Origin of the sequence: Variovorax sp. RKNM96 (assembly GCF_017161115.1) — a bacterium.
GTDB lineage: Bacteria > Pseudomonadota > Gammaproteobacteria > Burkholderiales > Burkholderiaceae_C > Variovorax.
This window is the reverse complement of the sequence record NZ_CP046508.1, coordinates 5,170,298-5,190,304: the sequence shown is the minus strand read 5'-3', so window position 1 is coordinate 5,190,304 and position 20,007 is coordinate 5,170,298. Positions and strand designations below refer to the sequence as shown.

17 protein-coding genes and 6 tRNA genes are annotated in these 20,007 nt (G+C 63.8%); 17 read left to right on the top strand and 6 right to left on the bottom strand.

Annotated elements, in window-relative coordinates; all coding sequences use genetic code 11:
• Positions 1-6: 6 nt before the first annotated feature.
• On the bottom strand, positions 7-936 hold the full coding sequence (locus tag GNX71_RS23995; RefSeq protein WP_241027037.1) for an SMP-30/gluconolactonase/LRE family protein: 930 nt from the start codon (positions 934-936) through the stop codon (positions 7-9).
• Positions 937-1,079: 143 nt separating this feature from the next.
• On the opposite strand from GNX71_RS23995, the gene GNX71_RS23990 reads away from it, so the two are divergent.
• From GNX71_RS23990 to GNX71_RS23935, 12 genes are all read left to right on the top strand, one after another.
• On the top strand, positions 1,080-2,528 hold the full coding sequence (locus GNX71_RS23990) for an esterase-like activity of phytase family protein (RefSeq protein WP_206174735.1): 1,449 nt from the start codon (positions 1,080-1,082) through the stop codon (positions 2,526-2,528).
• A 129-nt stretch (positions 2,529-2,657) separates the two neighbouring features.
• Positions 2,658-2,864: a hypothetical protein gene (locus GNX71_RS23985; protein WP_206174734.1), complete on the top strand. Its 207-nt coding sequence runs from the start codon at positions 2,658-2,660 to the stop codon at positions 2,862-2,864.
• A 189-nt stretch (positions 2,865-3,053) separates the two neighbouring features.
• Positions 3,054-3,130, top strand: a tRNA-Leu gene (locus GNX71_RS23980).
• A gap of 22 nt (positions 3,131-3,152) precedes the next feature.
• Positions 3,153-3,230 (top strand) — tRNA-Pro (locus tag GNX71_RS23975).
• A 16-nt stretch (positions 3,231-3,246) separates the two neighbouring features.
• A tRNA-Trp gene (locus GNX71_RS23970) sits at positions 3,247-3,322 on the top strand.
• A gap of 14 nt (positions 3,323-3,336) precedes the next feature.
• Positions 3,337-3,412: transfer RNA gene (locus GNX71_RS23965), tRNA-Glu, on the top strand.
• A gap of 102 nt (positions 3,413-3,514) precedes the next feature.
• A tRNA-Asp gene (locus GNX71_RS23960) sits at positions 3,515-3,590 on the top strand.
• A gap of 117 nt (positions 3,591-3,707) precedes the next feature.
• Positions 3,708-3,782: transfer RNA gene (locus tag GNX71_RS23955), tRNA-Cys, on the top strand.
• Between the two features lie 340 nt (positions 3,783-4,122).
• On the top strand, positions 4,123-6,984 hold the full coding sequence (locus GNX71_RS23950) for a type VI secretion system Vgr family protein (RefSeq protein WP_206174733.1): 2,862 nt from the start codon (positions 4,123-4,125) through the stop codon (positions 6,982-6,984).
• A gap of 8 nt (positions 6,985-6,992) precedes the next feature.
• Positions 6,993-7,829, top strand: a complete 837-nt coding sequence (locus GNX71_RS23945; RefSeq protein WP_206174732.1) for a hypothetical protein — start codon at positions 6,993-6,995, stop codon at positions 7,827-7,829.
• Between the two features lie 27 nt (positions 7,830-7,856).
• The gene (locus tag GNX71_RS23940; RefSeq protein WP_206174731.1) at positions 7,857-10,649 is read left to right on the top strand and encodes a T6SS effector BTH_I2691 family protein; all 2,793 of its coding nucleotides are present in this window, start codon (positions 7,857-7,859) and stop codon (positions 10,647-10,649) included.
• Between the two features lie 3 nt (positions 10,650-10,652).
• Positions 10,653-11,648, top strand: coding sequence for a DUF6708 domain-containing protein (locus tag GNX71_RS23935; protein ID WP_206174730.1), 996 nt, complete (start codon positions 10,653-10,655; stop codon positions 11,646-11,648).
• Between the two features lie 77 nt (positions 11,649-11,725).
• Here GNX71_RS23935 and GNX71_RS23930 read toward each other — a convergent pair whose 3' ends face one another.
• Together GNX71_RS23930 and GNX71_RS23925 are read right to left on the bottom strand one after the other, a co-directional pair.
• Positions 11,726-13,534: an Ig-like domain-containing protein gene (locus GNX71_RS23930; protein ID WP_241027036.1), complete on the bottom strand. Its 1,809-nt coding sequence runs from the start codon at positions 13,532-13,534 to the stop codon at positions 11,726-11,728.
• A 218-nt stretch (positions 13,535-13,752) separates the two neighbouring features.
• The gene (locus GNX71_RS23925) at positions 13,753-14,634 is read right to left on the bottom strand and encodes an NmrA family NAD(P)-binding protein (protein ID WP_206174728.1); all 882 of its coding nucleotides are present in this window, start codon (positions 14,632-14,634) and stop codon (positions 13,753-13,755) included.
• Between the two features lie 112 nt (positions 14,635-14,746).
• On the opposite strand from GNX71_RS23925, the gene GNX71_RS23920 reads away from it, so the two are divergent.
• Both GNX71_RS23920 and GNX71_RS23915 read left to right on the top strand, forming a co-directional pair.
• A complete protein-coding gene (locus GNX71_RS23920; protein WP_206174727.1) occupies positions 14,747-15,691 on the top strand; it encodes a GlxA family transcriptional regulator in 945 nt (314 codons plus the stop codon).
• A gap of 272 nt (positions 15,692-15,963) precedes the next feature.
• On the top strand, positions 15,964-16,233 hold the full coding sequence (locus tag GNX71_RS23915) for a hypothetical protein (protein ID WP_241027035.1): 270 nt from the start codon (positions 15,964-15,966) through the stop codon (positions 16,231-16,233).
• 22 nt (positions 16,234-16,255) lie between these two features.
• Here GNX71_RS23915 and GNX71_RS23910 read toward each other — a convergent pair whose 3' ends face one another.
• A complete protein-coding gene (locus tag GNX71_RS23910; protein ID WP_206174726.1) occupies positions 16,256-16,822 on the bottom strand; it encodes an HD domain-containing protein in 567 nt (188 codons plus the stop codon).
• 162 nt (positions 16,823-16,984) lie between these two features.
• Here GNX71_RS23910 and GNX71_RS23905 point away from each other — a divergent pair, with 162 nt between their 5' ends.
• Together GNX71_RS23905 and GNX71_RS23900 are read left to right on the top strand one after the other, a co-directional pair.
• Entirely contained in the window at positions 16,985-17,305 is a 321-nt protein-coding gene (locus tag GNX71_RS23905) for a type II toxin-antitoxin system RelE/ParE family toxin (protein WP_206174725.1), read from the top strand.
• On the top strand, positions 17,298-17,645 hold the full coding sequence (locus GNX71_RS23900) for a helix-turn-helix domain-containing protein (RefSeq protein WP_346776854.1): 348 nt from the start codon (positions 17,298-17,300) through the stop codon (positions 17,643-17,645). Before GNX71_RS23905 ends, GNX71_RS23900 begins: the two co-directional genes overlap by 8 nt.
• Positions 17,646-17,659: 14 nt before the next feature.
• Here the strand turns inward: GNX71_RS23900 and GNX71_RS23895 are convergent, their stop codons facing one another.
• Positions 17,660-18,628: a phosphate acetyltransferase gene (locus GNX71_RS23895; protein ID WP_206174723.1), complete on the bottom strand. Its 969-nt coding sequence runs from the start codon at positions 18,626-18,628 to the stop codon at positions 17,660-17,662.
• A 133-nt stretch (positions 18,629-18,761) separates the two neighbouring features.
• Positions 18,762-19,331 carry a helix-turn-helix transcriptional regulator gene (locus GNX71_RS23890; RefSeq protein ID WP_206174722.1) on the bottom strand — a complete coding sequence of 190 codons (570 nt, stop codon included), beginning with the start codon at positions 19,329-19,331 and terminating at the stop codon, positions 18,762-18,764.
• Between the two features lie 283 nt (positions 19,332-19,614).
• Between GNX71_RS23890 and GNX71_RS23885 the strand changes: the two genes are divergently transcribed.
• Positions 19,615-19,902, top strand: coding sequence for a hypothetical protein (locus tag GNX71_RS23885; protein WP_206174721.1), 288 nt, complete (start codon positions 19,615-19,617; stop codon positions 19,900-19,902).
• Positions 19,903-20,007: the final 105 nt, after the last annotated feature.

The window sequence follows — 20,007 nt, the reverse complement described above, 5'->3', positions numbered from 1 at the left end:
ACCTTCTCAGGCCTCGAAGTTCAGTGCGAGGCCGGGCGTCGGCCAGTCGTCGATGGCAATCAGTCGGCCGCTGCCGGAGAGCGTGACGTAGGCCGTGCGCCGGTCGCGCCCTCCGAAGCAGATGTTGGTGGTGTAGCGGTCGGGCAGGGGCACGTGCTCGACGGTGCTGCCATCGGGCGCGACGATGCTGATGCCGCCGTGCAGCAGCGTGGCCACGCAGAGGTTGCCGAGCGCATCGACGGCCATCGAGTCGAAGCGCTGGTAGTGCCCGCCGGGCGAGGCGCAGAGCATGCGGCCGCCATGCGGCGAGGGCCAGCCGTCCTTGCGCACGCGGCCCGGCGCGGTGATGTCGAAGGCCCAGACGCGTGCGCCTTCGGTTTCTGCGTAGTAGAGCGTGTTGCCGTCGGGCGAGAGCGCGATGCCGTTGGGCGTCATCACCGGACGCGCGATCACGCGTGCGGCGCTGCCGTCGCTGTGGCCGTAGAAGAGGCCACCGCGGTCCATGTCGCGCTCGCGGGTCTTGCCCAGGTCGGTGAAGTAGAAGCCGCCGTGGGTGTCGAAGACGATGTCGTTGGGGCCGCAGAGCGCGCCGTGCTCGACCGTGTCGTACAGCCGATCGACGCTGCCGGTCGCGAGGTTCACGCGTTCGATACGCCCGCCCGAATAGTCCTCGGCCTGGCCGACGGGACGGTGACATCCGTCGGCTTCGGTGTGCCATTTGAAGCCGCCGTTGTTGCACACGTAGACCGCGCCGTCCGGTCCGATGGCTGCGCCGTTCGGACCGCCGCCCAGGTCAGCCACCACCTGCACCAGCCCGTCGTGCCGCACGCGCGTGAGCGTGCCGCGCGCGATCTCGACCAGCAGCACCGAACCATCGTCCATGGCGATCGGACCTTCGGGGAATTGCAGGCCGGTGGCGAGTTCGCGGATTTGCATCGGGGTCTCCATGCTGGCGTGTGCGTGGGTGGCGAGTTTGCGACTTCCCGGCGCGCTTTGCACGTTTCATCGACACGTCATGAATGCGTCACCGCGTCTTTATAGATTGCCGCCTTCGCTTCAACATAACGAGGAGGGCATTCATGACCCGAGGATTCATCGATTCGATCTGGCAGCGCCGACTGATGGCGGTTGCCGCCTGCAGCGTGATAGCCGCATGTGGTGGCGGTGGAGATGGCGGTGGTTTTCCATTCGTGGGACTGCCGCCGGCACCCGCGCCGGCACCACCGGCTCCGCCTCCGGCACCACCCGCGCAAGAAGGCGCCGGGTTGCCGCACCAGCTGACCGGCTGGGCTTCGCTGTCCGACACCGCGCGCTGGCCCGGTCCGCCCACGGGGCAGTTCATCACCGCCGCGCTCGGCGTCACGCCGCCCTTCGTCGACGGCCAGCCGATTCCCGGCTTCTCCGCGCTGCTGAAGAACGACGACGGCACCTGGACCGCCATGGCGGACAACGGCTACGGCAGCAAGGGCAACTCGGCCGACTTCGTGATCGGCATTTACAACATCGGCATCGACTTCCGCACGGCGGCCAATGGCACCAGCGTGCCGGGTGCGATCAAGCTGGACAGCCGCATCGACTTCAACGATGCGAAGGGCTTCCTGAAAGACGGCAAGGGCGTCGACCTGAAGATCACCGCCGACTTCGCCAACTACCAGACCGTCTCGGGCAACAACCTGGTCGACAGCGGCAAGCCGGTGGATGCGCGCATCCGCAGTGGCCGGTTGTTGACGGGCTTCGACCTGGACGTCGAATCGATTGCGCGCGCCAGCGACGGCACCTACTTCGTGGGTGAGGAGTTCGGCCCCTACATCCTGCATTTCGACAAGGACGGCACGCTGATGAGCGACCCCGTGCCGCATCCGTTCCTGCGCAGCCCCTCGAACCCCGAGGTGATGAACAACGGCGCGAGCGTCACTTCGCTGGCGAGCCGCGGCTTCGAGAGCCTCGCGTTCAACGGCGACCGCAGCCGGCTCTATGCGGTGCCCGAAGCCGCACCGTCGCTGGCGTCGCTGCGGCCGGTGGCCGACGACGAGCGCTACCTGAACATCTTCGAGTTCGATCCGGCGGCGATGCTCTATACCGGCAAGAACCTGGTCTACAAGAAGGACGGCCCGGCCAAGGACAACCAGATCGTGATCGGCGACATGACGCATGTGGGCGGCAGCCGCTTCGTCTTGATCGAGCGCGACAGCCTGTTCGGCGCCAAGGCGGTGGTCAAGCGCCTGTACATGATCGACCTGAACGTGAAGGACACCGATGGCGCGCTCAAGAAGACGCTGCTGGTGGACCTCTTGAACATCTCCGATCCGAAGGACATCGGCGGACCGCTGGCCGGCGTGGCCGATGGCAAGTTCAGCATGCCCTTCGATTCGATCGAGAGCGTCGAGGTGGTGGACGAGCACACGCTGGCGGTGGCCATCGACTCGAACTTCCCGACCGAGGACGGGCGCGTGCCGGGCAACCCCGACGACACCGAAGTGATCACGCTGCGCTTCGACCAGGCGTTGTTCAACCGCAAGGCGCCGTAGTTCGGTGTTGAAATTAATCGACGGAAGTTGTTGACGGCTGCGTAAAGACTATTTACAGTCCAACCCACTCGCGGTTCAGGCCGCAAAGTTTTCTTCAGCAACACACAGCGGCATCGACCAGGAACCATCGTGAAAGCAGCAGCCATCCGCATCCACAGCATTCGACCCGCATCGGGCCGTTCGCTCGTGTGCGTCGCGCTGTGCGATGGCCTCGGCATGCTGCCGCAGCAGTTGTCGCTGCTCAATCAATACCCGAATTCCATTCAAGCGCCGCAGGCCAATCTGTGGGATTGCGCTTATGAGGATCGGGTGTCACCGGGTGGAGGAAGCGCTTGAGCGCGTAACTCCCAAGCTCTCTTGCACAGAGGCCCGGACACCGAGAGGTTCCGGGCCTTTTTGTTTTTCAACGTTCAATAAACAACACACACACAGTGATCGCACTGCATGGCACCGAGCCTTGGCGTTGGTGATCGTTCATTAAAAGTTCGCGGCGCATTCATTCATCCATCCATCCATCCATCCATTGCCCCGGTGACGGAACCGGCATACGTGTCCGCCTTAGAAGCGGAATTCTGGGAGTTCGAATCTCCCCTGGGGCACCATTTTTTATTGTTCGATTTTTCTCTGGGTGTAGTGTCAATCTGGTAGACGGCCTGCCTTGGAAGCAGGAGGCTGCAGGTTCAAATCCTGCCACTCAGACCATTCTTTTTTCATTCACGCGTGTGTAGCTCAACTGGCAGAGCACTGGACTCCAAACCCAGCGGTTGAAGGTTCGACTCCTTCCGTGCGCGCCATCTTTTGATTCGACGTCTCGTTCGTCTAGCGGTCAGGACCCCGGGCTTTCATCCCGGTGATCGTGGGTTCGAATCCCACACGAGGCTCCAGCGTTCGATGGCCCTTCGCCTAGAGGCCCAAGGCACCGGGTTTTGATCCCGGCATCCAAGGTTCGAATCCTTGAGGGCCTGCCATCTTTTTTCTTTCTCTTCGTTCCGCTAACTCAGTGGCCAGAGTGCCTCCCTGTCTCGGAGGAAGCCAGGGGTTCGACTCCCCTGCGGAACGCCATTCATCCGGATCGTGAGCAGCACTGGCGACTGCAGCGGGCTGTAACCCCGCCTCTTCGGAATACTTCGTTCGACTCGAAGACGATCCACCACTCATTGATTCATTCACTGAATCCTCGGCGCGGTAGCAAAGTGGCCATGCCAGCGGATTGCAAATCCGCAGACCCCGGTTCGAATCCGGGCCGCGCCTCCATCCAACTCTGAGTCGGACTTCCCGCATGTGTTTTGTGTGCCACGGCCTACAGGTATTTTTCACAGCGGCATCGTCGTGGGTAATCTGAAAGTATCAATGTCTTGCCATTGGGCCGTCATCGTGCTGCCTTTGTCCTTGTTCGCAAGAATGTGCGAGATATCATTTGCAAAGTGCACGCGACCTGCGGTCGCGCACGGCGCATCCAGACAATAAATACAGCAGATCGGCCTGAGCTTCATTCGCCAAAAAGGCCGACTGAAAGAAGAGACAAGTTGCGCTGCAGGATCACGGCGACGTCGCGGCATGCGGCGGATCGAGAGTCAAAGGGAGCGAGAACAACGTGTCGAATTTCAACTCTGCCTCGCTGGGCGCGCAGCTGCGTGCGGGCACGACGCAGCGTGACCGCCTGCTGGTGCTGCACACGCCGCTGGGCGACAACAAGCTGCTGGCCGAACGCCTCGACGGTGTGGAGTCCCTGGACGATGGCGGCTTCCGCTTCGAAATCACAGCGTTGAGCGACGACGCGCACATCGAACTCAAGACCCTGATGGGCCAGGGCGTACGCCTGGACCTGCAGACCGCGCAAAGCCGCACTGACCTCCGCCCCTTCCACGGCCATGTGACCGAGGCCGAGTGCGTCTCGAGCAACGGTGGCATGGCCCGCTACCGCATCGTCATCGAACCCTGGCTCGCATTCCTGCGCCATCGCCAGGACAGTTGCCTGTTCCAGCACCAGAGCGTGTTCGACATCGTCGATGCCGTGTTCGCGCGCTACCAAAGCCAGGGCAAGCTGGCGGTGCAATGGCGCTGGGAGATCGCCCAGCGCGACATCTATCCGGTGCGCGGCATCACCACCCAGTACCACGAGAGCGACTTCGATTTTGTTTCGCGCCTCCTGGCCGAAGAAGGCCTGTGCTACTGGGTCGAACACGCCATCGGCAAGGACGGCAACCTGGGCAGCCACACCCTCGTCATCGCCGACCACAACGGCGCCTTCCGCGCCAACACCCAAGCCACCATCCGCTTCCACCGCGCCGACGCCAGCGAGCGCGAAGACACCATCCAGCAATGGCGAGGCAGCCGCCAGTTGCAGACCAACAGCCTCGCGCAGCAGAGCTGGGACTACAAGAGCGTGAGCGCCCGGCCCGTGCAGCAGCAAAGCCGTGCCACGGGCCAGCGCACCCTGCAGTGGAGCGATGACCCCGGTGCCTACGGCTGGGAGACCTCGGCCCAGGGAGAACGGCTGTTGTCCAACGCCCTGCAGGCGCTGGAGCTGCGCAACAAGCGCTTCGAAGGCCAGAGCGCCGTGCGCACCCTGGCACCCGCCACCACCTTCACCCTGAGCGGCCACGAGCAGCACGACAAGGACAGCGAAGAGGACCGCCGCTTCGCCGTACTGGCCGTGCGCCACATCGCACGCAACAACTTTGACGAAGACCTCAAGGCCGGTGTTGGCGAACGTCTCGGCCTGCCGGACATCGCCACCGTGTTCGATGCGAGTGACGCCGACAACGGGCAAGACAGCGGCAATGCCGCAGCCAAACCCGACACCGTCACCCACTACCGCAACGACTTCGCCACCGTGCGCGCGGCCATTCCTTATCGGCCGCTGAGCGTGGACGGCCACGGCCAGCGCATCCACCCCAAGCCCAGCGTGCATGGCAGCCAGAGCGCCATCGTCATCGGCGTGGGTGAGAACGTTCCCGTGCACACCGATCGCGACCACCGCATCAAGGTGCAGTTCCACTGGCAGCGCGGCAGCGGCGCCAGCGCAAGACAGCCCCGCGCCGATGGCCAGGACAACGCCCCTGCCTCTGACCGCTTGGGCGCCTGGGTGCGCGTGGCGGCCGGCGCTGCGGGCGACAACTGGGGCCAGGTCACCCTGCCGCGCGTGGGGCAGGAAGTGCTGGTGGAGTTCCACCACGGCGACATTGACCGCCCGGTGGTCGTTGCTGCGCTCTACAACGGCGCGGGCCAGACCGACGCCCAGCACAACGAGAAGTCCGCAGGTGCGGCCCAATCCACCGGCAACGCCCCGGCCTGGTTCGCCGGTGAAGGCAAGGAGGCCAAGGAGCACGCGCACAACGCCGTCTTCTCCGGCATCAAGACCCAGGAGCTGAGCGCGAGCCAAAGCGGCGATGGGGGCTACAACCAGCTCGTCTTCGACGACACCCCCGGACAGGGCAGCACGAGCCTGGCGACCACCCAGGCCAGCAGCCGGTTGCACCTGGGACACCACAAGCAGCAGGACGACAACGCGCGCGGCAAGGCGCGGGGCCATGGGGCCGAACTGGCCACCACCGCACAGGGGGCCATCCGCGCCGGATCGGGCCTGCTCGTGAGTGCGCATGCGCAGCCGAACGCCAAGGGTGCGTTCATGGCGAGCAAGGAGGCACAGCAGCAGACCAAGCAGGCCGAGGAGCTCGCGACTTCGCTGGCCAAGAGTGCGCAGACGCAGAAGGCGAAGCTCAAGGATGAAGGTGCACCTGAACAACTCCCCGCCATCGAGGCGCTCAAGCATGTGGCCGAGGTGCTGGGGGCGACGCAGGAGGGCAGCGCGGCGCAATCAGGCGGTGCAAACGGCGGTGGTGAGATCAAGACCACCGAAGGCGGCCAGGGCAGCGTCACCGCGTACAGCGAGCCGCACCTGCAGTTCAGCGCGCCGATGGGCATCGGCTTCGTCACGCCGAAGGAGGCAATTGCCGTCAGTGGCAAGAACACCACCATCGTCGCCAATCAGGACATCGACCTGCCCGCGCAGGGGCAGATCGCGATGAGCGTGGCCAAGGGGGTGAGCCTGTACACGCTAGGCGCCAAGGCGGCAGAAGGCGGCGAGCCCAACCAGGAGCGCGGCATCGCGCTGCATGCGGCCAGCGGCAGCGTGACGCTGCAGAGCCAGAAGGGCGCGACCAAGATCGCGGCCGACAAGAGGGTGACGATCGCCAGCACGACGAAGAACATCGATGTGGAAGCGCCCACGCATGTGCTGCTGACCAGCGCCGGGGCGTACATCAAGCTGGAAGGCGCGAGCATCAAGATCCATGCGCCGGGGAAGGTGACGTTCAGGGGAATGCACAACTTCGTCGGGCCGCAGGGGGACAGCAGCACCAATGCAGCGGGCAAGGGGACACTGTCGCTGTGCGACTTCAAGATGAAAAGCGCCGATGCGGGCGGCGACGCACTTGTGTCGGTACAGGCCTAACGAGCGTCATGGACCACCGGTTCCTCTTCTCGCACGACTACGCACTCATTAATCCCTTGCAGGTCGAGACGTCCGCATGGGAAACCTGGCCTGTCAAGCCGATTGCCGTGCCCGAACTGGGTACGCAGTCCCTCGTATTGCCGCGCTTGTTGAATCTGCGAGTGCTGTCGGATGCCGAATCCACAACGCTGTACGGGCGGGTTCTCCAGTGGGAGCAAACCAACCCGGACCATCCTTTCTTCACCGCGCTGTTTGGCACCGATTTGTCTGAGGATCGAGTGCTGAATCGCCTGGGAAGCCGGTTTCTGTATCGTCGTTCGGCGCAAGAGCATGTGCTGCTGCGGTGGTATGACCCCCGTGTCTTTTGCCACCTCTTGTGGCTGCTCGACGAGGGGCAGTTGGCTCAGCTTCTCGGGCCAGTGCGCGTCTGGTCATGGCGCGACGCTGCGGGCGTCTGGCACCAATACGAACGTGCGGCGGTTCCTGCGACCTTCGCTCCCTTCAGGCCGAGCCCTGCGCAATGGGCGACGCTGGGTCGCCTCGGTGTGTTGAACCGCATCCTGGTTTATCTGGCAAGCGAACACCCAAGCCTGCAGGTGAAGCCCGCACAGGCAGAGCAATTTCTGGCGCAAGCCTACGAGACCTGGGACATGGAGGACGAGTCCGACTGCCGCCTCTTCGTCGAGCAAGCACTGTGCATTCATCCGGACATCCATCAACACCCTGCAATGCGCGAGCGTTTGCAGCAGGTGCGAAGACGCGAATGCAGCTACGTCGGTGCCTGTGTCGATCTTGACCCGAGCGATCTGCAACACATGGCATCGCGATGCCACGGTTCGCTCTGATGAAACTCAAAACTTGACGGAGTGCAAATGGCCTGCGACCCCTCTAAAAAATGTCCGATCTGCGACCAGCAGGGCTTGGTCTTCTTGCCGGTGCGCTACAACCTGGCGCGCACAGACGGCGTGCTGGAAAGAGCAAGTGCGCCGAGCTTGCAGTCTCCGTTTGCCGCCTCGAGCGTCAAGATTCCTGGGTCAAGCGCCGAGTTACCCATCGAGGGCATCGAACTGCCCGCAAGCCATGCCAAATACACCTTGCGACTCTTGCGAGAGGGCTATCTGTATCTCTACAACGAGAAGCGCAGGGAGTGGAAAGGCTACGTCGTCTCCGATGACGCTCATCTGGTCGAGTACGACATGCACTCGGCGCCGCCGAAGCTCGCTGGAGCCGAACCCTGCGCGCGAATGGCCACCCAGCAGACGGGTCGCTATCTTGTGATTCCCGATGCCCATCGTCCTGACCTGCTGGGAAATATCTGGCTGGCTTTCTCGCCTATTCCGTGGACCAAGAGCACGTGGGACAAGCACAAGTTGCAGACGCATCGGGAAAAACACATGCGCCGCATCGACGCGAAAGCATGGGCGAAAAGCGCAACGGCGCAGCCGCATCTGGACGCGCTGTACGGCGCCAAGGAGCAGGTGGCGGAATTTCACCTTGCCCATGGCTATCAAACCATCTCCCGCAGCGAAGGACGTCTTTCTACGCCGGCGACGGTTACCGTCTATGCCGGCAATCAGCCGTTCGATCACGGCCTGTCGGAATGGGCGCCGCTGACTCGCATGCAGGTGGATGCGATGGTCGCGTCGGCTCGAAACGCCGCGGGCCAGATCAATCCTGAAGACAAGCGTCCGCCGCCGGGTCTGGTGGCCTTGGATGACCCCATCGGCATGGCGGCCGACCTCAACCAGCTGATCATCCAGCAAGGGCTGGACTGGGTCGCCGAGCCGGAGCGCAAGGAGAAATTCGAAAGTGCGCAAAGTGTCATGGCTCTGCGCGAGGCCATCAAGAACGGCGCAGTGATTTCCGAGGAAGCCTCCCGCAAGGATGCCGCCCTGATGGGCCGCGCAGTCGTGGGCACTCTTTTCGGCAGCGCCCACACCCGCCAATTCATTCGACCCGTGCAGGAATGGGATGACGCATGGTTCAAGGTGGAAGACGAAAGCGAGGTGCGACGGTTGGGGCACGAGGCGTGGGAAAAGTACCAGAAGCATCTCAAGGGCAGGAACGCCTATGAAACCTATCTCGACACGACCTATCCCGGCGAACTGAAAAAGCTCACCGACACTGTGCTGCGCCCCTTGGACGCCGCATTCATCGCCTGGCTCGACAGTGCGATCCTCAAGCAGCACATGATCTGCAACTTCGATCCGAAGAGTGTCAAGGACGGCATGCGATACCAGGAAGCAGCAGCCGCCATCTTGACTGACGCGCTCGGGCGAACTGCCGTGTTCGAGCACATGGGAAAGCTGTTGCAGCAAGACCCCGAAAAATCGGAATCGCTTTTCGTGCGCGCCTTCGTCTGGAACTTGGACGATGCCATCAAGCAATGGAAGGCGGCCACTGAAATGGCGGCTGAGCCTGCCGACTGGAAGGGCATGTGCGGGACCCTCTACAACGGGCTCAAGGATGCGATTGAGAAGGGGGCGGCCGGCGAACTCGAAGGCGCCATGAGCGGTGCCGCCAAGTACATCTACAAGCTGGCGGGTCCTGTCACCCGCATGATGGGCCAGGTGGTGGACAGCCTTGCGGGCAAGGCGGCCATGCAGATGCCCCACAAGCTTCAGTTGGCGCTCCTGGGGGCGGTGGCCAGGTCTGGCAACCCCAAGATGGACCTCATCGACTTGAGCGGCTACACCCACCCCAAGCAAGCCACGCGCGCGTTGGCCGGGCAACTGGCCGTAAAGGCCGGCATGTCGTCGTCGCAGAGCCTGCGCAGCGCCGCGCGCGCAGGCCTGGAGCCCGGCGTAAGCACGGATCGCATTACCGGCGGCAAGCTGTTCAAGTTCAATGCGATCGTGCTGATGGATACCGAAGCGCTGGATCGCATGAAATCCATGGTGCGACCTCTGAACCTGGAATCCCGGGTCATGCGCAACGTCCGTGCCGATGTAGCGATTCGGGCAGTGCGGGTAGAGGATTTCGATCAACTGCTCTACCACAGCGTGGGCAAACTGGGCGGATTGGAATTCAAGACCGGTGTGGTGGCAGTCATTCTTGCCGGGGCCAGCTTGCCCAAGCTCATTGACGATCAAGCCAACGCTGCGCCCGATGCGAAGATCGCCAAGACTACGGCGCTCATTGCAGGGGTCACGGCCTTGCTGGGCAATGGCATCGAAGTAGTCGGCACACTGTCGAAAAATCTCCCTTGGGGCTCGCAGAAACTGGCTCTGCCCATGGGCCGGTTGATGCTGAACGCCTCCACGCGTGCGGAGATGGTCGTGGCTGGCGGGAAATGGCTGGGCGCCATTGGCGCATTTGTTGCGGGAGCGCTGATGACGAAGGAAGGTATCGATGACTACAGTCTAAACAAGTCGTACGGAATTGTTGTGGGCTTACTGGGGGTGACGACAATGGGTTTGGCGCTTGCCGTGCTGTTCGGGATTGCCGTTCCCTTCTCGATCATCGCCTTCGTTGTCATTGCCATCGTTACCGTGGTAGTGGGTTTCTTCAAGCCGGACGACATGGAGCGCTGGCTCGACAAGACACTGCATTGGGGGAAAAACGCCAATGGAAAATTCTCGTCCATGCTCGAACAAGGCAATGCCATCAAGACGCTGCGAGAAGCGGCTCAAAAAGCCGCGCGTGAAGCGGCAAAGGCGGGCTGACTGATGTTGACAGGCTGGATTCCTCAATTCTCGAAAAACCGCCCCCTGACCGCGCAAGAGGAGCTGACTCACTTGCCGTTCGGCAGCAAGCAAGATGTCATACCCGAAGACGGAGTGGGACTGACGCACTTCAATTCGACATGCATGGAATTCGTGGACCGGGGGTTCAAGATCAAGGGAATGTCGGCAACGCTCGCATTCGGGCTGTTCTCGCTGCTTTGCATTGGCATCTACGGCTACCTGGTCCATCTGTTCTTCCAGCAGCGCGGTGAGGATTCCCTGGGGGAGGGCATCTTCGTGAATATTCTCCAGCTGGGTTTCTTGCTGTTCCCGCTGGGCATCTGGAAGTACTTTCTTCGTTTTGACCTGTTCGCGTACACCCACAATCCAGTCCGCTTCAATCGCAAGACCGGCAAGGTTCACGTCTTTCGCCACAACGGCCCCGGCGGCGTGCTGACCGTGCCATGGGGTGACCCCAGCCTGTATTTCCACATCGGCCACGGTGCGCAGAACAAGGCATTGCGCGACCTGCGCTGCAACGTGCTCGATTCGAGCCGGACGGTTCTGGACACCTTCACCGTGGGCCACAGCACCGACGAAGACCTCCGCATCCGGGAGCAATGGGAATTTATCCGCCGCTACATGGAGCAGGGGCCCGCCCACGTGGTGGACGATCCGCTCGACGGCGTGATCACCCTCTCGCTCAAGCCCAGCTGGAAGAACTGCTACATGTGGGTGTGTTTTTCCATGGGGCAGAGCCTGTTTCCGATGCGGCATGTGCTGTTTCCGCTGTACGGCGCGCTCACCCTGACACGTTGGCTGAGCTTCAAGACCTGCAAAGAGCCCGTGTGGCCCACTGACATCCAGGCTGAAGGCGCCATGGAACCCGGTGATCCGCATCATTGGCCCGAGCCCGAGTTCATGGGCGCTTTTGCCGAAGACGATGCGATCTACCAGCGCGCCATGCGCAGGAACGAACTGCGCAAGCAACGGATGTAAGCGAATGGCCGAGTAAAGGTCCGTTCTCGCCAGAGGCGCAGGCGAGAGCGGTCACCCGTGTCGTGGTGACTTCAATCTCAAGACCCACTCCGATCCCGCGACGCCACAGCCGTCCGCACCTTCGGCACAGCCACCGCCGCCGGCGCAGCAGCCTGCGTCAGCAACTGCTCCGCCACATCCTTCTCCCCCTCCTTCAACGCCAACGCCCGATACGGCGTGATCTGCGCATTCACCTGCATGTTCGCCGACACGCTCGCGATGTTCCCCATCGCATCCACGGCCCGCGCCTCGATGCTCGCGTAGCCCGCCGCACCGGGCGTCCAGTTGCACGTATACGGCGCAGCCTTCACCGTGCACAGCGTCTTCCCATCCACGATGAACTGAAGCTCCGCAATTCCTGAATTCGCCTGCGCTGCAGCGGAAAGCGTCGTCGTTCGGCTGACCCCCGTCGCCGCAGGCACCGCAACGGACACCACGGGCGGCGCCACATCCGCAGGCGCATTCACCATCACATTCGCAGTAGCCATCGCCGAGTTCCCCGCCGCATCCACGCCGATCACGCGAATCGTCTGCATGCCCGGCGTCATCGGCGTCCACGTGCAGGTGAAGGGCGGCGCTTCAAAAGTGCAGATCGGAATCCCATCCGCCCCCGCCACCTTCACGCCCCACACGCCCACGTTGTCGACCACGGCCGGCGCAATGGTCACCGGCTGCCCCAGTGTGGCCATCGCAGGGGCCGACACCGACACCGTCGGCGGCACGTTGTCCACGCCGCCCAGCGACATGTCGATGGTGAACGTCGACTGCCCCTTCACCGCCTTCTGCTCGAACGCATCAAAAATCGTGAACCAGCTTGCCGTCGGCGAACGCCCCGGTGCCGAGGCCTTCACCAGCAGCGTCGACTTCGCACTGTTGAAGCAGGTGAAGCCGCATGCCCAGTCGAACGCGAAGCGGCCGGCGTCATCCACCACGCCCTGTGCCAGCAACACCATCGGCTGCTCCGTCGACGTGCCGGCATTGCGCCACACAGACACCTGCGCGCCGGGCAATGCAGCACCCGTTGCGCGATCGGTGATGCGCACCTGCGTTGCCGTCGTGCCCGCCATGAACTTCGAGGTGCCGTACTTCGGCCAATCGCTCCAGTCGGTGTTGATGTTCGCCTTGGTGCCCGCCGTGAAGCGGATCATGTCCAGCGTGATGACGCGGTTCGTCGCCGGGTCGCGGCGTTGCTCGAACACCGTGCCCAGCAGCGGGTCGAGCCGCCAGCTCTGGCGCGTCCACCAGTAGCGGTCGGTGTCGCTCATCAGTGCCAGGTCGGCTTGCGGTGCGGTGCCGGTGGTGTCTTTCACCGCCGAGGCGTTGTAGTACTCGCCCGCGCCGGCGCCGAACACGTGTTCCAGCTCGTGCAGCAGCGTCTTGAGCTGGCGGCCCAGGTAGTCTTTTTCGGTGGACTCGGGCGCGGCCTTGGTGATGGCGCGCGAGAGGCGCAGCGGGTCGTGAATCGCGATCCAGTTCAGGTTCCAGGCCACGCCCTTCTGCGGAAAGGTCCAGCTCGCGGCGAGGCCGCCGTGGCTGTAGCCCTTGGTCGACTTCGAGATGCACACCACGATCTCGCCGTTGACCAGCCCGCTGTGGCTGCATTGCGGTGCCCCGGCGGGGGCAATCAGCTGCAGGTCGTTGACCGGGTCGAACACGAAGCTGCGCACCGTCTCGCGCGTGAACACCGTGTTGACGTCGGCCACGTACTGCGCAAGGCGCCGGCCCACTTCGGCGGCGCCGATGTCGTCGGCCAGTTGCGGATCAACAAAAAGCTTCAGCCGGTGAACGCTGGGCGGCGCCTTGCCGACTTCGTTCAGGGCAGCCCAGGCGTTCGAGCCGAGGAACATGGCGCAACAGCAAAGCGCCACACCGAGGTGACGCGCACTTGCATGCAGCGAGAGAAGGGCGCGCATCGATCACGTAAAGTTGTTTCAAAAGTGTAAGTTTAGTGTGATAAATGCCTTCAAAACACTTGTTACTTACATTGCAGAAACACATTTCGTATGTTTTTTGCATCATCGACACGAACCTGTATCGATGCACAGCGCTTCTCGCGAAGCGCCTTTCAGGCCTTGGCGGCGGGTGCAAAGTCCGCAATTCGCTCCCGCACCAAGGCGGCCACCGAGCGCGGCGCCTGCGACGTCAGCGCCATCACACCAGCGGTCGGCGTGGCATAGACATTCGTGCGGGCGAGGTGGTCCAGGCCCAGCAGCACGTCGATGGAGAGCGGCGGCAGCCCGATCGCCGCGTAGAACGCCCGTTGCTCCTCTGCGCTGCGCCGGATGTACGTCACAGGCCGGCCCAAGCCTTCTGCGAGCAGCGCCGCAACATCGTCCATCGACACCGGCGCGGGCCCCGTCAGCTCGTAGATCCTGTGGCCATGGCGCTCGGCGCCTTCGAGCAGAACCACGGCCGCGCAAGCCGCCACGTCGCGCGTGTCGATCGCGCTGACCAGGCCATCTTCCGCCGCACCGCCCCACACGCCCTTGGGCACGAAGTTGGAGGCCAGGCGAACCAGCGTGTCCGAAAAAGTGGTGGGCCGCAGCAGCGTCCAGTCCACGTTCTTGCTGGCCAGGTGCGCATCGATTTCCGTGTGCCACTCGAGCACGTTGCTGGCAATGCGCCCGCCCGCGCCGCCCACCGAAAGACCGACCAGGTAAGGCACGCCGGCATCGACCGCAGCGTCGATCAGCGCCTTCTCGTCGCGCACCTGGTGCGCGCTTGTCGCGGTGCTCAGAAACGCCTTGCCCGCTCCCTCGAAGGCCTGCTGCAACGACTTCGCGTCGTCGAAGTCGACGCCCACCACATTGACACCCGCGCCGAACAGGGCGCGTGCCTTGTCAGGGTTGCGCGACAGCACGCGAACACGCGCGCCGCTCTCGACGAGCTGCCGCGTGAGCTTCGAACCCACCGTGCCGGTTCCTCCGGCGATTGCAATGATCGACATGAAAGTTCTTCCTTTTTCGCCAGCGACATGCCGACCGTTGCCGAACTTTAGAAAAGCACCTCGATGTCTACAATGTCTTATATGCAACCTTTCAGGCCATAGGAGCACACCCATGCACCGCATCGCCTACACGGTCGTTCCGGACTTCCAGGTCATGGTCTTCGCGGGCATGACCGTCTTCGAGCTGGCCAACCGCATCGCCCCCGAGCCGTACTACGACGTGCACCTGCTATCGGCAGAGGGCGGCCCGGTGCAGACCTCCATGGGCATCCCGATGCCGACCGAGGTTGCGGGACGCAAGTCGTTCGACACGGTGATTGCCGCCGGCGCACTCGACATCGAACCGGCCCCCAAAAAACTCCTCGCCTTCCTGCGCCGCGCCATGACGTCATCGCGCCGCATCGCCTCCGTCTGCACCGGTGCCTTCGTGCTCGCCGAGGCCGGCGTGCTCGACGGCCGGCGTGCGACCACGCACTGGAGCTACGCCCGCGAACTGCAGGCCAGCTATCCGCAAGTGAAGGTCGAGGAAGACCGTATCTTCGTCGTCGACGGCCCGGTGTGGACCTCCGCCGGCATGACCGCCAGCATCGACTTGGCGCTCGGCATGGTCGAGAGCGACCTGGGCACCGAGCACGCGCGCACGGTTGCCAAGCGCCTCGTGGTCTACCACCGCCGCGGCGGCGGGCAGATGCAGCACTCGGCGTTGCTCGACCTCGATGCGAAGACCGACCGCATACAGAGCGCGCTCGCATTCGCGCGGCGCAATCTGCACAAACCCCTCGCGGTCGAGCATCTTGCAGAGGCGGCGCACCTGAGCCCGCGCCAGTTCAGTCGGGCCTTCCGCGCCGAGACCGGCCAGTCGCCCGCCAAGGCCATCGAGACCCTGCGCGTCGAGGCCGCGAGGGTGATGATGGAACAGAGCCGCCACCCCATCGAAGTCGTCGCCAGCGAGACCGGTTTTGCGGACAGGGAGCGCATGCGGCGTGCATTCCTGCGGGCGTTCGGGCAGCCGCCACAGGCGATGCGCCGGAACGCGAAGATCGGCGCGGCCACCTGAACCGGCCCGCCAACACGACTACCTCCCATGAACTAGGGAGGCCGCGGGTATACCCATCACCGCGATGACGCCAAGAGGATCACATTGGGCCCGCGTCGATATGACGCGAGGAGACTCACATGAAAACTCTCAGACTGTTTGCCCTGGCCGCGCTCGCGTTCGCCTCCGTTGTCCCGGCATTTGCGCGTTGCGACAACCCTGACGACCGTGCCGCCGACGGCTCTCGCTGCGGTGGCCGTTCTTCCACGTCTCGTCCCGGAGGCCGGTGAATCATGAGAACCCATTGGATGATCTTCTGCGCTGCGCTGGTGCTGTCGACCGGGGCCATCGCCAAGGGAGGCCATGGCGGGTCGCACAGTGGCAGCAGTCACGCGAGCGGCCATACGAATTCAAGCAGCCACTCTGTCAGCGGCCACACGCGCAGCAACGGCACCTACGTCGCCCCGTCGCACGCGACGAACCCCAACAGCACCCGATCGGACAACTACTCGACCAAAGGCAACGTCAATCCATACACGGGCAAGCCTGGAACCAAGGACTGACGATCGGTCGCGTTGCGATCGCTCAGGTCGCCATCCTGCGCCGCGTGTCGTCATCGAGCAGTTCGCGCAGCGCGCTGAAAAGCGGCGCAGTGCCCGTGTGCTTGCGCCCATACCCGAGGTTGAACGCGTAGTCGAAGTCATCAGGGTTCGCACCCTGGCTGTGCTGCAGGATCGTCTCCAGCTTGTCGAGCGCCTTCACCGCCTTGGCCTCGGGCGAGGCGGCGGCTTCGTACTCGTCCCACAGCGCGAGCAGCTCGCCGCGCAGCTTGGCATCGAGCGGGGCCATCAGCGTCAACAGGTCGTTGCGTTCGCGCTCGCTCTTGTCGGGATGGGCGTGCTGGCTGATGGCCGGAATGTCGCCGTGAATCGCCTCGCCCAGGTCGTGCACCACGCACAGCTTCAGCACGCGCAGCAGATCGAGCCCCGCCAGCTCTTCCTCGAACGCCATCGCCATGAGGCACAGGCGCCAGCTGTGCTCGGCCGTGCTCTCCGCGCGGCCGGAGGAGGTGTGGCCGCTGCGCAGCACGTCCTTGAGTTTTTCCGCCTCGCGCAGGAAGGCGAGCTTGCCCTTGAGTTGCTCGATGTTCATCGGCGGGGATCGTAGGCAGGCGGGGCTGCGGTGTCCACGCATGAGATATGCGTGTGGTGCGCCTCACTGAGGTTTGCGCGATGAATTTCTTGTGCTGAGTTCGTGACGACGGTCACGTTTCTACAACTGTAGAATATACGCCAGTGGCGTACGCTTCCGGCGATGCTTACCGTTGTTGAAACCCCAACCTTCCAGAAGCTATGGCCGAACTATTGGACAGAAGAAGAGCGAGGTGAGTTTGCCGCCTATATCTCCGAGAACCCAGATGCCGGAGACCTCGTCCAGAAGTCGGGCGGTGTACGCAAGGTGCGCTGGGGCCGCGCCGGTTCGGGCAAGAGCGGCGGCGTGCGAGTCGTGTACTTCAACCGCAAGAAGCCCGGTGAAGTTGTCCTGTTGTTGATTTATGCCAAGGCGAACCTCGATTCGATCTCCGGCGAAACCTTGAAGGAGTTGCGAGATGCCGCAGAAAAAGCCAATGAGTGATGCCGAGCTGGCTGCTTTCGAAGCGAGCCAGGACTTCGAGGCTCTGCTTGTGCAGTCGGCGCGCGAAATGAGTGCGGGAAAAACGCGCAAGGTCTACACGCCCGTTGTGGCCGCGCGTGAGAACGCGGGCCTCTCGCAAGCTGGCTTTGCTGCGTTGCTCGGCGTGTCGGTGCGCACGCTGCAGCAGTGGGAGCAAGGCCGTCGCGAACCGACGGGCGCTGCGAAGACGCTGATTGCCATTGCCGAGAAGATGCCAGAAGCGCTCAAAGCCGCCGACCCCGACTACAAGACACCGCGACGTGCACCCAGTCGCGCAAAGGCCAAGCAGATCAAGGCCTGAGCCGATACGTCCTCTCACCCCACCGCCTTGATCAACCGATCCTTCCCCGCCTTCACCAACATCGACGCCACCGCACACGACGCCAGCCGCGCCGATTCCGAATCTGCGCGGCTCGTCAGGATCACCGGCACCTTCGTGCCGAGCACGATGCCCGCCGCATAGGCGCCGCCCAGGAAGGTGAGGCTCTTGGCGAGCATGTTGCCCGCGTCCAGGTCGGGCACGATCAGCACGTTGGCGCGGCCGGCCACCGGCGAGACGATGCCCTTGATGCGTGCGGCCTCGGCGTCGATGGCGTTGTCCATGGCCAGCGGGCCGTCGAGCTGCGCGCCGGTGATCTGGCCGCGGTCGGCCATCTTGCAGAGCACGGCGGCGTCGAGCGTGGAGGGCACCTTGGCGTTCACCGTTTCGGTGGCCGAGAGAATCGCCACCCGCACGGCCGGCATGTGCAGCGCATGTGCGAGGTCGATGGCGTTCTGCACGATGTCGACCTTCTCCTCGAGCGTGGGCGCGATGTTGATCGCCGCGTCGGAAATGATCAGCGGCTGCGCGTGGCCCGGAACGTCCATCACGAAGCAGTGGCTGATGCGCCGCGAAGTTCGAAGGCCTCCCTCGCGCCGCACCACCGCGCCCATCAGCTCGTCGGTGTGCAGGCTGCCTTTCATCAACGCATCGACCTCGCCGCGCAAGGCCATGGCCACGGCGGCGTCGGCCGCGGCGTGGCTGTACGGCGCATCGACGATGGTGAGGTGCGAGATGTCGGCGCTGGCCTCGCGTGCCGCGGCCTCGATCTTTGCGCGCGGGCCGACCAGCGTCGGCGCGATGAGGCCCAGCGCGGCGGAGGCGAGCGCCGCTTCGAGCGACACCGCGTTGACCGGGTGCACGACCGCGACGCGCAGCGGGGGGAGGCCGCGGGCGGCGGCGATCAGGCGGTCGTAGTGGGGGTGCGGGGCAGCGAGAGGAGATGATGATGAAGAAGACGCCATGCGGGCTCCGGAAGATGGGTGATGGGCAGACGGGGCGGATGAGGTCGCTGGAGAGAGGAGTTTGCAGCATCCCCATGAAGGGCCGGGCGCTCGCGGCCCGCCCCTCCAGGCGGTGCCGCCGTCATCTTCATCGTCAGCAAAGCGTTTCAACCAGCCGCGCCGACGTGCCATCGGACAGCGTGAGCCGCGTCCACCGGCAAAGGCTCTGCGCAATGGGCACGAGCTGCGAACTGTTGGCGCCCGTCGTGAACTCCAGCGAGGGCGGCGCGAGCGCATCGCGCCAGCCGATGCCGTCGAGCATCGCCTCCTTGCCCGCGATTTCCGGCGTGGCATAGCGCCAGAGCGAGCGGCCCAGCAGCAGCGAGAGCGGCGCGCCGAACTCGGCGGCCCTGCGCGCGGACGAGGCCAGCAGGCGATGCGTGATGTCGCACACCAGATGCACCGGCCGCGGGCTCTCGTTGACGAGCCTGGCGAGCGCGTGGTCGGCGGCTGCATCGAGCCGGGCAGACAACAGCGCTTCAGCGCGTGCGCGCTCGGCGGGCTCCATCGCCTGCGTGCCGGACTCCCAGCGCGAGATGGTCGATTGATTGACGTTGAAGAGCTCGGCCGCGTGCGATTGCTTCACGCGATGCAGCAGGCGCCAGCGCTTGAGCGCTGTGCCCAATGCGGGATGAGTGGCGGGGGTGATGAGCGGGGCTTGCATGTCGATCGATTCATTGCCGGTTTATTGCCGCGACAGAAGGCATTTTGTTTTGGTTTGCCGATGTGGGCAAAGTTGGCGCGATGCGCAATTTGCTCGGTGCCCGGGCGCTTTGTTGAAGCGCTTCTGTTCTTATATTTGTCGACCGCCGCGCCTCACGGCGGGACATCGAAATGCACACCGCAGCGATGTCGATGTGAGGCAGAAAAGGCGACGGCCAAGGTGCGCTAACACCATGGCCGTCTGACCAAGTGACGTGCAAATCTTTGGAAAGGCAGCACACCAAATGGCTGAAGAGATTATGGCCGGCGCCCCCGCGCCCTCCGCGTTCATCCCGCCCACCGCGCCGGATGCATTTGATCTTCTCGAGAACAAGTTGTCCCAGTTGCATGCGCTGCTGAGCAGTTGCTATGGCATGGAGAGCGACTGGTTCGAGGAGATAGGCCCGAGGCGGCGCGACATGATGATGTGGATCGCCTCGGACCTCACGCGCGACGCCGAAGACCTGCTGCAGGAGGTGGCACCTCAGGTCCTGCGCGGGGCCGGCACGCTCAGCAGCCCAGGCGCTGCTTGATCTCGCGCAAGCGCAGCGAGTGGGCTGAAAGAAATTCCGGCCCCAAATCCTCTTTCGATGCGCCGCGATAGCTGATCGGCCCGATGTCGTCGTTCGATGCCTGCG